We start from the raw sequence: 11,734 nt of genomic DNA, 5'->3' as shown, positions 1-11,734 counted from the left end.
TAAATATAATGAAAAAAGCCGCTCTCCTTTCCATTACTTTGCTCGGCTTAACCGCTTGTAGCCAAGGAGTCACAACCATGACGGATCGTTCTCAATCACCTTGTGGTGACAAACCAAACTGCGTCTCCACCCAAGACACGCGAGAAAAATACAACCTAACGCCATTTATCTTAGTTGATTCAGCGAACATCGACGCTATTGAGCAAGTTGCGCTTGAACTGCCAGGCGCGAAAACCGCGGTGAAAGAAAGCAACTACCTTCGTATCGAGTGCACATCTAAAATCATGCGCTTCGTGGATGACCTCGAACTAAAAATAGCAGGAGACCAACTGATTGTGCGCTCGGAATCTCGTGTGGGCTACTCTGACTTTGGCGTAAACAGAAAGCGCGCCGATCAATTACGAGAAAAGCTCACTCAAGCTAAGCTCATCAAATAGAAAACTGCCAACGGGGAGTGCTATACTCTCGGCCAACTAAAATATTTACCTAAAGAGAGTGTTATGAAAGTTGGTATCATCGGTGCGATGGAACAAGAAGTGACCATCCTGAAGCAAGCAATTACAAACTGCAAAACTGTAAATAAAGCAGGTTGTACGTTTTTCTCTGGTCAAATTAACGATGTCGAAGTCGTCGTACTACAATCGGGCATCGGTAAAGTTGCAGCGGCAGTGGGCACGACAATCCTTCTTGATGAATACCAACCAGACGTTGTGATTAACACAGGCTCTGCTGGCGGTTTCGATTCAAGCTTAAACCTTGGCGATGTAGTTATCTCTACAGAAGTTCGTCATCACGATGCAGACGTAACCGCTTTTGGTTATGAAATTGGCCAAATGGCCGGTCAACCAGCTGCATTCAAAGCGGATGACAAGCTAATGGACTTAGCAGAAAAAGCCCTAGCACAAATGGAAAACACTCATGCGGTTCGCGGCCTAATTTGTACTGGCGATGCGTTTGTTTGTACTGCTGAGCGTCAAGAGTTTATTCGTAAACACTTTCCGTCTGTTATCGCTGTAGAAATGGAAGCATCTGCTATCGCTCAAACTTGTCACCAATTCAACACACCGTTTGTTGTTGTGCGTGCAATCTCTGATGTCGCTGATAAAGAATCACCAATGAGCTTTGATGAGTTTCTACCTCTAGCAGCAAAAAGCTCTTCCGAAATGGTATTCAAAATGCTGGAACTCATTAAGTAAACGACTCATTCATGGAAGAAGTTTTTCAGTCATTTTATGCCAACGGTGCGCTCCTTATAATGTGGGGCGCACTGCTCTTGCACCTTCTAGTGCCAATCCCCCATTCAGCGCACCCCATCACTTTATGGCGAAAGCTAGCAGAACAGCTAGCCAACAAAGTGAACAATAATCACAATTACTCACAGAGTGTAATCTCAGGCAGTCTTGCACTAGGCTTGATGCTGTTTCCTTGTTTGATATTACTGATTGCAGTAAAGCCATTTGTTTGGCAAATCCCTTTATATGAACTGGTTCTATTGATCCTTGCGCTAGACTGGCGCAACAGCGAAACGTTAACGAAACAGCTCGTAACTAGTATGTCTTCGGAAGACAAAGCTCAGTGTCGAGCATTACTGAGACCATACCTTAATCGCGATACTGGTAGCCTCTCGATCGTTGGCATAGGTAAAGCTGGCTCAGAAACCCTGATTATGGGATACAGCCGCAACGTGATCGGTGTGCTATTTTGGTACGCACTAACAGGTGGCATTGGTGCGTTAATGTATCGACTCACAACAGAATTAGCGCGAGTGTGGTCCCCTAGCCGACGCCAATATTTGCCGTTTGGTAAACCTGTGATTCAACTGGTTGCTACTCTGGATATTATTCCACTTCGTCTCTTTGCCATACTTTTAGCTGCCGGAAAGAATACAAGTAATGTGCTCTCTGGAATACAACAGCAAGCGAAGTCTTGGCCCTTACCAGGACCTAGCTGGGTGTTATGTACTATCGGACACAAACTACAACTGTCTTTATGCGGCCCTGCTATCTATCAAGGTGTGCGTGCAGAGCGCGCAAAAATCGGTGGGCGCATTGCGCCATCGGCTATTCACCTTTCACAAATACATACGCTGCTCGTTTGGCGCGTCCTGGCTTGGATCGCAATCCAAAGTTTACTTTTAGGAATAATTTATCAAGGATTATGATGAATAAATTATGCTTCGCATTAACGCTGTTTGTTTCGACAGCGACCTTCGCTCAACCCGCTCAACGCATTATAAGTTTAGCTCCACATGCCACCGAAATTGCCTTTGCAGCAGGGCTAGGAGAGCAGCTTGTTGCTGTCAGCGAAATGAGCGATTATCCAGAACAGGCAAAGCAGCTAGAAAGAGTCTCAAATTATCAAGGAATTAAATTAGAGCGCATTATTGCTCTTCAGCCGGACTTAGTGATTGCTTGGCCAGCCGGAAACCCCGCTAAAGAGTTGGAGAAAATTAAACAGTTCGGTATTCCTATCTATTACTCCACTACAGGTTCATTAGAAGATATCGCCAATAATATCGAGCAACTCAGCCAATACAGCGAAACTCCACAAGTAGGAAAAAAGGCCGCTGAAGATTTTAGAACGCAGCTGAGTACACTAAAAGAACAGTACAACACGAACGAGAAAGTTCGTTACTTTTATCAGTTGAGTGAAAAGCCTATCATCACTGTCGCCGGAAAGAACTGGCCAAGTGAAGTCTTTACTTTTTGCGGTGGTGAGAACATTTTCGCCGCATCCAGCGCGCCTTATCCTCAAGTTAGCATCGAGCAAGTCATTACTCGCCAGCCAGAGGTTATTTTTACTTCTCGTCACGCAATGAGTAACGATGGTATGTGGGCTGAGTGGAGTAATGAGCTTCTTGCTCTTAAAAACAAACACATCTGGTCCCTAAACTCTGATTGGATTAACCGTCCGACACCACGCACATTGAACGCGATCAAGGAAGTGTGTGAGCACTTTAAAAGCGTTCGTCAAAAACGCTAACGATTTCGTGGCAAATACCGTACAATTTCCGCCCATTTTTTCTCACACTATTTAAAGGTACTAAGTAACATGGACTCCATGCTGCTTTATATGATCGATTTGTTCGGTACCGCTGTTTTCGCTATCTCTGGCGTATTACTGGCGGGCCGTTTAAAAATGGATCCATTCGGCGTTATCGTGCTCGGCAGTGTGACTGCTATAGGTGGCGGAACAATCCGAGACATGGCGCTTGGTGCCACTCCCGTATTTTGGATAACAGATACGACTTACTTATGGGTGATATTTGTTACGTGTCTACTAACCATGCTTGTTATTCGAAGACCCAAGCGACTCTCATGGTGGGTATTACCCGTTTGTGATGCCATCGGTCTCGCTGTATTTGTGGGAATAGGAGTAGAAAAGGCACTCGCCTACAATGCATCTGGGATGGTCGCGGTGATAATGGGGGTTATTACTGGCTGTGGCGGTGGCATTATACGAGACGTGCTGGCTCGCGAAGTTCCTATGGTATTAAGAAGTGAAGTCTATGCTACGGCATGTATTATTGGCGGCATCTTCCATACGATGGCGGTAAACATGGGTTATGACCACTCAACGGCTTTACTCGCTGGTGTAATCTCAACGCTCATTATACGTCTCGGTGCGATTCGTTGGCATCTATCCCTGCCAACTTTCGCCATTAACCGTTAAACACCAACAACATCACTCATTATGGAGTCGACCAAGTGTCGGCTCCTCTCATTTATGCTCATTTGATTCGCCAATTCTTGGGCAATTCGCTAAATTATCTCAACCATTCCTAACTTTCATTAATCATTATGTTGCTTGAAGGTATTGAAACGTTACTTGTCCTCAGTAAAGAAAAAACCATGAGCCGCACAGGCAGTCAACTCTATATTAGTCAATCTGCCGTGAGTAAACGTATTTCAAATCTAGAGAAGAAGTTAGGAAAAAAATTGATAGAGCCAAATGGTCGGCACATAAAGCTGACCTCCGATGGCCTTGCCCTCATAAACACAATAGAACCCACGTTCAATGAGTTAAGAGGAAAAATCCACGATCAACAACAAATAGAAGATACTTCTTTAATCAAAATGGACTGCTCTGAAACCTTAGTGGCGGGATACCTCAGCATGATCATGGCAGAACACTTTGCCCATGATCAGTACATACGAATATCGACCAATCATACGCCACGCATTATTGAGAATGTGAAATCAGGCAAAGCAACATTGGGATTTTGCGCTGGCTATCTACCACCTCATCATGGATTAATGAGCCTTCACCTCGCCGATGAACCTTTCTCAATTGTCAGTCGACATTCACTTTCACAACTACCTAAAGCTATTTTGACCAATGACCTAACTAACCCTGCCAACACATATCAACAAGCTATTTTATCCAAACACGGAATCGAACCTTTGATGGAAATGGATTCGTATACTGCGGCAGCACAACTGGCTTTGGGAGGTATGGCTCCCGCTTTAATCCCTAAATCTATCCTAACGACACTTAATATCACATCTAAGTTCTGCTATGACTTTGAAGAGCTAGATCAGTTAGTTCGACCAATACATATCTGCTTACGTCACAGCACATATCGTAGCGAACGAGTTAAAGCACTGACAGAATCCATTGCTGATGTTGTTGCCAAAGAAGTTTCGTTGCCATAAGCATCGACATCACTATAACTAGAGGACGAATCCATTTTTGTCCTTTACTTACCACGACCTTCGCTCCTAACTGAGCACCAAGAAAACCGCCAACAGCCATGGTTAAGCCAAGCTTCCACACGGGCAACCCAGCTAAGATAAAAAAGAGTAGTGCCGCAATGTTTGACGTGAAATTGAGGATTTTGGTTCTAGCTGTGGCTTCGACCAAAGAAAAGTGACCTAGTGCAACAAAACAAACAGTAAAAATAGATCCAGTCCCAGGGCCAAAAAAGCCATCATAGAAACCGATCCCGCCACCAATGCATAGCGCAAACATCGCTTCAGATAACTTTGGTTCTCCATCGATTTTTCGCGTACTTGGCGCGAGTAAAAAATAGAGGGAAATGGCTATCAAAAGAACAGGGATCAAACTGGTGAGTACGCTAGCATCAATAAACTGCACAGCCTCGGCACCGATCGCTGCACCAATAAAAGTACAGAGTATCGCGAAACGCATTTCCTTTAAGCTGACAATACCGTTACGCACGAAATACCAGCTAGCAGAGAAACTGCCAAACGAACTTTGTAACTTGTTGGTTGCTAGAGCTTGAGTCGGACTCAACCCCGCAGCCAAAAGCGCAGGGAGCGTAATGAGCCCTCCCCCACCAGCCATCGCATCAATAAAGCCTGCGGCAGTCGCAACCAAAAATAAGGCCAACAAAATTTCAACCGTGATTTCCACTACACTTCCTTTTTGAAGAGGTATCAAAGAGGAAGAAACGGTAGCACTTATTCACAAAACTACCAATGGAAAGTCAAGACACCAATCTATTCCTAATTTTCATAGAATTAATGCTTAAACTTGACTCCAAACTTTTATATAAAATTTAGTTGTCAGAAAGAATTGAATCACTGTCACAAATCTATTCCTGATAATGAGATCAAACGCTTACCTTTAAATATAAAACTAGACGAATATGAAAGATCTGTTCAGCATGTAGAGTTTACATTGTCAGCGCTCAAGGCCCGATATCTGAGGAAAATACATGACTAGCAACTACCCTTTATCCGACATCAATCCTCAAAAAATAGTGGTAGTATAAGCACCTACCCACTTTATAAATCAAATCATCAACATCGAAATCAAGAAACCATTATCTTATCTATCGAGAGCTTCGATATCGTTGTCAAGAACAATGTAAAAGATAAAGCGAAATTAGAACGTTGGGAAAAGATAAAGGGAATGTTTGAAAATACAGCAAACTATTATGCTACAGGACAGGACTTAGTTTTTATAACCAACTTATCAAACTATTTGTACGGAAATAATAGCTCTGTTATCGTTAAAAATTATTCTGGAGCTCCACATATCATACTCACAGGCTCCCCTGCTATGCACTCAAAGCTTTCTGGATTAGGAAAATTTCTTCCCACTCCAACTGTGGCAAAGTTCGCTGTTGGATCAGAAGGGGCATTACAATCCATTAGAAGTGGGGGCATAATAACAATTATCTTAATATCCACATACAGAGTGATTGACTTTTTCCTCAATGACCGTCAAACCTTAGCCAAACTATCTGGTACTTTAGCTAGTGATATAATCACTATCGGGTTATCGTCAGCTGCAGCAGCTATATTTGTAAACTTTGCCGCAGCAGTGGGTGGCAGTGTTGTAACTTTAAGTGCTGGCCCATTATTAGGGGCTATTTTGATAAGCTCGGCTGTAGGTCTTTTATTGAATAGAGAAAATGATAAACGAGGTTTAACACAGAAGTTAATAGCCTCTATAGATATTTACTTAAAGCAAAGAGATATAGAAGCAAAGAGAAGAGCAAAAGAAGAATATAATGAGATTCAACGTAAAACTCAAAGTATGATTTTCTCGCAAGAAATACAACGAGGTTTGTTACGATGAAAAAAGGGAGTTACGACCGAACGCAAGTGTTTTTTTATTTAATAATTTTATTAGCATCAGCAATATCACTGTTAATATATGGTTTTGATGGATTGTCAGACTTTTATCTTAACATCTATAATAATGAAAGTTATTCATCTTTTGATCAGGCTGATATTTTGATTATAGGCTCTAGTTTGATCTTATTTGAATGCTCTAGAATGTCCGTAAAAACATTAAAATCAAATAATTTCCTAACTAAAAGTGAGTTTAAAAGCTCTAGTAAGATATTCCTAACTATATCGGTAACTAGTTTTTTTCTTCTTTATCCCTCGCTACTAGCAGCAGATATTTTTGCAAAAAGTAACGGATACTCTCTTGATACTGAAGAATCAACTTATAACTTAGTCTTAGAAAAAAGAACATATCGAAGCACTCCATAGTTAGTATGTTTTTAAGCTCGACACTGCTTATTTTAACTTTTTCTAATTACCTATCTGCTTAAAGAGTTATGGTCGGCTTAATACCTCAGTCCTACAGCATTAATTTTGTTGCAGCAAGTGGTAGTACTATTTCTTCATCTTTGGGTACATTGCTTGCCATCATTAGCTTAATGATCTTCAAAAGCGAAGCATACCAATCGTTCCTAGCACACTTTAATGCTCTTCATTTTAGAAAAACCTCGATATAAAAAAGCCCGCTCAAATGAGCGGGCAATGAGGTTGTCATGTAAGCCCTGATTAATGAGCTTACTGATTTTTATCTGTTACGCGTCTAGACTCGCTTTCACTTTAGCGTGTAACTCTTGAACCGAAGTTACTGACGCTTTTGCGTCTGCAGTATGAGACATACATGTAGCGAACGCTGCATTCAGTGTCGTTGTGTAGTTCACTTTTTCTGCCAGTGCACCACGGCGTAGAACTTTCGAATCTTCAATCGCTTGACGACCAGCAGCCGTGTTTACGATGTAGGTGTATTCGTTGTTCTTGATGCGGTCAAGAATGTGTGGACGACCTTCGTGTACTTTGTTTACCAAACGTGGGTTAATACCCGCTTCGCCCAGAATTACAGCAGTACCGTGTGTCGCATCCAACTGGTAACCCAGTTTCACTAACTTAGAAGCTAGGTCAACAACACGCTCTTTATCACCTTCACGTACAGACAGTAGCGCACGACCACCTTCAGGATAAACCGCACCACAACCTAGCTCTGCTTTCGCGTAAGCTTCTGCGAACGTTGCACCCACACCCATTACTTCACCTGTTGAGCGCATTTCAGGGCCCAATAGAGGGTCAACACCAGGGAATTTGTTGAACGGCAGAACCACTTCTTTCACTGAGTAGTAAGGAGGGATAATCTCTTTAGTAAAGCCTTGTGACTCTAGAGATTGACCCGCCATTACACGTGCAGCGATTTTCGCTAGAGGAGCGCCTGTCGCTTTCGATACGAATGGTACCGTACGAGCAGCACGAGGGTTCACTTCAATTAGATAAACGTCGTTATCTTTCACAGCAAACTGCGTGTTCATCAAACCGCGCACACCGAGTTCGAATGCTAACTTCTCAACTTGCTCACGCATCTTGTCTTGAATTTCCTGACTTAGCGTGTATGCAGGCAGTGAACATGCAGAGTCACCAGAGTGAACACCCGCTTGTTCGATGTGCTCCATGATACCGCCGATAACGACGCGTTCACCGTCACAGATAGCATCAATATCAACTTCGGTTGCATCATCCAAGAAACGGTCTAGCAGAACTGGAGACTCGTTCGATACGCTTACTGCTTCGTTGAAGTAGCGACGCAGGTCTTGCTCGTCGTACACGATTTCCATCGCACGACCACCGAGTACATAAGATGGACGAACAACTAATGGGAAGCCAATTTCTTTCGATTTCTCAACCGCTTGCTCCATCGTTGTTACTGTCGCGTTTTCTGGCTGAAGTAGACCTAAACGGTCAACAGCGGCTTGGAAGCGTTCACGGTCTTCCGCACGGTCGATAGCATCTGGGCTAGTACCAATGATTGGCACACCAGCCGCTTCTAGAGCACGAGCCAGTTTAAGTGGCGTTTGACCACCGTACTGAACAATCACACCTTTTGGTTTTTCAACGCGAGCGATAGACAGTACATCTTCCAGAGTTACTGGCTCGAAGTACAGACGATCAGACGTATCGTAGTCAGTAGATACCGTTTCTGGGTTACAGTTAACCATAATGGTTTCGTAACCGTCTTCACGCAGCGCAAGTGATGCATGGACACAACAGTAATCGAATTCAATACCTTGGCCGATACGGTTTGGACCGCCACCAAGAACCATGATCTTATCTTTGTCTGTTGGGTTTGCTTCACATTCTTCATCGTAAGATGAGTACATGTAAGCCGTGTCAGAAGAAAACTCTGCTGCACATGTATCCACACGTTTGTAAACCGGATGAATATCAAACTGCTCACGAGCACGGCGAATTTCACTTTCAGCGACACCAAGCAATTTAGACAAGCGAGCATCAGAGAAGCCTTTGCGTTTCATCTGACGAAGCACTTCTTTGGTCAAACCTGCGTAGCCGCCCGCCTTGACTTGTTCTTCGAGTTTTACAATTTCTTCGATTTGAACCAGGAACCAGCGGTCGATTTGAGTCAAGTTGAACACACCGTCGACTGACATACCCGCTCGGAATGCATCGGCGATGTACCAGATACGCTCTGCACCTGCTTCTTTAAGTTCGTGACGAATCTTAGTCAGTGCATCTGGCGCTTCCAGATCGACCATCTCATCAAAACCAGTTGCGCCAACTTCTAGGCCACGCAGTGCTTTATGAAGAGATTCTTGTTGGTTACGACCAATCGCCATTACCTCACCAACCGATTTCATCTGAGTTGTCAGACGATCGTTTGCACCAGCAAATTTCTCGAAGTTAAAGCGAGGGATCTTAGTTACGACGTAGTCGATAGTTGGTTCAAATGACGCGGGTGTTGCACCACCTGTGATGTCGTTTTGTAGTTCGTCTAGCGTAAAGCCAACAGCCAGTTTCGCGGCAATTTTCGCAATTGGGAAGCCTGTTGCTTTTGATGCTAGCGCAGAAGAGCGAGATACACGCGGGTTCATCTCGATGATGACCATACGACCATCTTTTGGGTTGATACCAAACTGTACGTTTGAACCACCTGTTTCAACACCGATTTCACGCAGAACAGCTAGCGATGCATTACGCATAAGCTGGTATTCTTTGTCAGTCAGTGTTTGTGCTGGAGCAACCGTGATTGAGTCGCCCGTATGGATGCCCATTGGGTCAAAGTTCTCGATTGAACATACGATGATACAGTTGTCCGCTTTGTCACGAACGACTTCCATTTCGTACTCTTTCCAACCGATTAGTGACTCATCGATAAGAAGTTCGTTGGTCGGAGATAAGTCCAGACCGCGACGACAGATTTCTTCGAACTCTTCTTTGTTGTACGCGATACCACCACCAGTGCCACCCATGGTGAACGATGGACGAATGATACAAGGGAAGCCAACCATATCTAAAACTTTGTAAGCTTCTTCCATGCTCTTCGCTGTATCTGCGCGAGGACACTCAAGGCCGATAGACTTCATCGCTTTATCAAAACGAGAACGGTCTTCCGCTTTGTCGATTGCATCAGCCGTTGCACCAATCATCTCTACGCCGAACTCTGCGAGAACGCCGTGCTTCTCTAAATCTAACGCACAGTTAAGTGCTGTCTGACCACCCATAGTTGGCAGAACTGCATCAGGACGTTCTTTCTCGATGATCTTTCGTACAACTTCCCACTGAATCGGCTCGATGTAAGTCGCATCTGCCATCTCTGGGTCAGTCATAATCGTTGCTGGGTTAGAGTTAACCAGGATAACTCGGTAGCCTTCTTCACGAAGAGCTTTACACGCTTGTGCGCCAGAGTAGTCAAACTCACATGCCTGACCGATAACAATCGGACCAGCACCAAGAATTAGAATACTTTGAATGTCAGTACGTTTTGGCATTATCTACTACTCCGAATTAAGCGCTGTGTTTTTTGATTAGTTCGATAAAGTGGTCAAATAGCGGTGCCGCGTCATGTGGACCAGGGCTCGCTTCTGGGTGACCTTGGAAGCTAAATGCTGGCTTGTCTGTGCGGTGGATACCTTGCAAAGAGCCATCAAATAGCGATACGTGAGTAGCACGTAAGTTTTCCGGTAATGTTGCTTCATCTGCCGCAAAGCCGTGGTTTTGCGAAGTGATCATCACAACGTTACGCTCTAAATCTTTTACTGGGTGGTTTGCACCGTGGTGACCAAACTTCATTTTCACCGTTTGCGCACCTGATGCTAGCGCCAGAATTTGGTGACCTAGACAAATACCAAAAATTGGCAGGCCTTTTTCTAGGAACACTTTGGTTGCTTCAATCGCGTAAGTACATGGTTCTGGGTCACCAGGGCCGTTCGATAAGAATACGCCATCTGGATTTAGTGCCAGAACTTCTTCCGCTGACGTTTCTGCAGGTACAACCGTTAAGCGGCAGCCGCGGTCAACCAACATTCGTAAGATGTTGCGTTTTGCGCCAAAGTCGTAAGCGACAACGTGGTATGGCAGCTCGCTGTCATCTTTCGCCTCTGGAAGTCCACCTTCAAGCGTCCACGAACCTTGCTTCCATTGATACGCTTCTTTTGTTGTAACTTCTTTCGCAAGGTCCATTCCTTTTAAGCCTGGGAATTCTTTTGCTTTCGCTAGTGCCAAAGCTTCGTCTAGGTTGTTGCCCGCAACAATACAGCCGTTTTGAGCACCTTTTTCACGCAGGATACGAGTGAGCTTACGAGTATCGATATCAGCGATGCCAACGATATTTTGAGACTTAAGATAATCAGAGAGGGATTGTTCGTTACGGAAGTTAGAAGCGATTAGAGGAAGATCGCGAATCACAAGGCCTTGTGCATGAATGGAAGAGGATTCTTCATCTTCGGAAGTGGTTCCGGTATTGCCAATATGAGGATAAGTGAGAGTGACGATTTGCTGAGAATAGGAAGGATCAGTGAGGATTTCTTGATACCCCGTCATCGAGGTATTAAAAACGACTTCACCAACGGAAAGACCATCTGCCCCTATGGACACTCCGCGGAACACTGTCCCATCTTCTAGGACCAACAGTGCTAATTTACCCAAGACAACCTCCAGAATAAAAATGCAAAAAAAATAAATCAAACTGCAAACAT

General features: G+C 44.1%; 11 protein-coding genes. 8 read left to right on the top strand and 3 right to left on the bottom strand.

The features are described 5' to 3' along the window. Positions 1–8: 8 nt before the first annotated feature. The 6 genes from R7O03_RS05175 (at position 9) to R7O03_RS05150 (ending at position 4,655) form a co-directional block, all read left to right on the top strand. Positions 9–437: a DUF1499 domain-containing protein gene (locus tag R7O03_RS05175; protein ID WP_025768418.1), complete on the top strand. Its 429-nt coding sequence runs from the start codon at positions 9–11 to the stop codon at positions 435–437. Between the two features lie 63 nt (positions 438–500). Then, positions 501–1,196: a 5'-methylthioadenosine/S-adenosylhomocysteine nucleosidase gene (mtnN, locus tag R7O03_RS05170; RefSeq protein WP_005381837.1), complete on the top strand. Its 696-nt coding sequence runs from the start codon at positions 501–503 to the stop codon at positions 1,194–1,196. 11 nt (positions 1,197–1,207) lie between these two features. Then, positions 1,208–2,161: a cobalamin biosynthesis family protein gene (locus R7O03_RS05165; protein WP_064368984.1), complete on the top strand. Its 954-nt coding sequence runs from the start codon at positions 1,208–1,210 to the stop codon at positions 2,159–2,161. Beyond that, on the top strand, positions 2,161–2,982 hold the full coding sequence (btuF, locus tag R7O03_RS05160; protein ID WP_213877239.1) for a vitamin B12 ABC transporter substrate-binding protein BtuF: 822 nt from the start codon (positions 2,161–2,163) through the stop codon (positions 2,980–2,982). Before R7O03_RS05165 ends, btuF begins: the two co-directional genes overlap by 1 nt. Positions 2,983–3,051: 69 nt before the next feature. Further along, a complete protein-coding gene (locus R7O03_RS05155) occupies positions 3,052–3,672 on the top strand; it encodes a TRIC cation channel family protein (protein ID WP_005387377.1) in 621 nt (206 codons plus the stop codon). Positions 3,673–3,800: 128 nt separating this feature from the next. Further along, positions 3,801–4,655 (top strand): LysR family transcriptional regulator, encoded by an 855-nt coding sequence (locus R7O03_RS05150; RefSeq protein ID WP_064353625.1) that lies wholly within the window; start codon positions 3,801–3,803, stop codon positions 4,653–4,655. Here the strand turns inward: R7O03_RS05150 and R7O03_RS05145 are convergent. Beyond that, a complete protein-coding gene (locus R7O03_RS05145) occupies positions 4,597–5,376 on the bottom strand; it encodes a TSUP family transporter (RefSeq protein WP_017821480.1) in 780 nt (259 codons plus the stop codon). The two genes, R7O03_RS05150 and R7O03_RS05145, sit on opposite strands and share 59 nt — an antisense overlap. A gap of 501 nt (positions 5,377–5,877) precedes the next feature. Here R7O03_RS05145 and R7O03_RS05140 point away from each other — a divergent pair. Both R7O03_RS05140 and R7O03_RS05135 read left to right on the top strand, forming a co-directional pair. Beyond that, entirely contained in the window at positions 5,878–6,549 is a 672-nt protein-coding gene (locus R7O03_RS05140) for a hypothetical protein (RefSeq protein ID WP_262643546.1), read from the top strand. Beyond that, positions 6,546–6,971, top strand: coding sequence for a hypothetical protein (locus R7O03_RS05135; RefSeq protein WP_054576664.1), 426 nt, complete (start codon positions 6,546–6,548; stop codon positions 6,969–6,971). Before R7O03_RS05140 ends, R7O03_RS05135 begins: the two co-directional genes overlap by 4 nt. A gap of 323 nt (positions 6,972–7,294) precedes the next feature. On the opposite strand, the gene carB is transcribed toward R7O03_RS05135, so the two are convergent. Both carB and carA read right to left on the bottom strand, forming a co-directional pair. Continuing rightward, positions 7,295–10,528: a carbamoyl-phosphate synthase large subunit gene (gene carB / locus R7O03_RS05130; protein WP_005381854.1), complete on the bottom strand. Its 3,234-nt coding sequence runs from the start codon at positions 10,526–10,528 to the stop codon at positions 7,295–7,297. A gap of 16 nt (positions 10,529–10,544) precedes the next feature. Beyond that, positions 10,545–11,684 carry a glutamine-hydrolyzing carbamoyl-phosphate synthase small subunit gene (gene carA / locus R7O03_RS05125; RefSeq protein WP_017821483.1) on the bottom strand — a complete coding sequence of 380 codons (1,140 nt, stop codon included), beginning with the start codon at positions 11,682–11,684 and terminating at the stop codon, positions 10,545–10,547. Between the last annotated feature and the right edge of the window lie 50 nt (positions 11,685–11,734).

It is taken from the genome of Vibrio sp. Vb2960 (genome assembly GCF_033337665.1).
GTDB classification, from domain to species: Bacteria; Pseudomonadota; Gammaproteobacteria; order Enterobacterales; family Vibrionaceae; genus Vibrio; species Vibrio alginolyticus.
The sequence above is the reverse complement of the archived record's forward strand: the minus strand, read 5'-3'. Positions and strand labels throughout refer to the sequence as shown.

What these genes read in the sequence shown, in the direction of transcription:
- R7O03_RS05175 (WP_025768418.1), top strand. Translation starts at nt 9, where the DNA reads ATGAAAAAAGCCGCTCTCCTTTCCATTACTTTGCTCGGCTTAACCGCT.
- mtnN (WP_005381837.1), top strand. Translation starts at nt 501, where the DNA reads ATGAAAGTTGGTATCATCGGTGCGATGGAACAAGAAGTGACCATCCTG.
- R7O03_RS05165 (WP_064368984.1), top strand. Translation starts at nt 1,208, where the DNA reads ATGGAAGAAGTTTTTCAGTCATTTTATGCCAACGGTGCGCTCCTTATA.
- btuF (WP_213877239.1), top strand. Translation starts at nt 2,161, where the DNA reads ATGAATAAATTATGCTTCGCATTAACGCTGTTTGTTTCGACAGCGACC.
- R7O03_RS05155 (WP_005387377.1), top strand. Translation starts at nt 3,052, where the DNA reads ATGGACTCCATGCTGCTTTATATGATCGATTTGTTCGGTACCGCTGTT.
- R7O03_RS05150 (WP_064353625.1), top strand. Translation starts at nt 3,801, where the DNA reads ATGTTGCTTGAAGGTATTGAAACGTTACTTGTCCTCAGTAAAGAAAAA.
- R7O03_RS05140 (WP_262643546.1), top strand. Translation starts at nt 5,878, where the DNA reads ATGTTTGAAAATACAGCAAACTATTATGCTACAGGACAGGACTTAGTT.
- R7O03_RS05135 (WP_054576664.1), top strand. Translation starts at nt 6,546, where the DNA reads ATGAAAAAAGGGAGTTACGACCGAACGCAAGTGTTTTTTTATTTAATA.
- carB (WP_005381854.1), bottom strand. Translation starts at nt 10,528, where the DNA reads ATGCCAAAACGTACTGACATTCAAAGTATTCTAATTCTTGGTGCTGGT.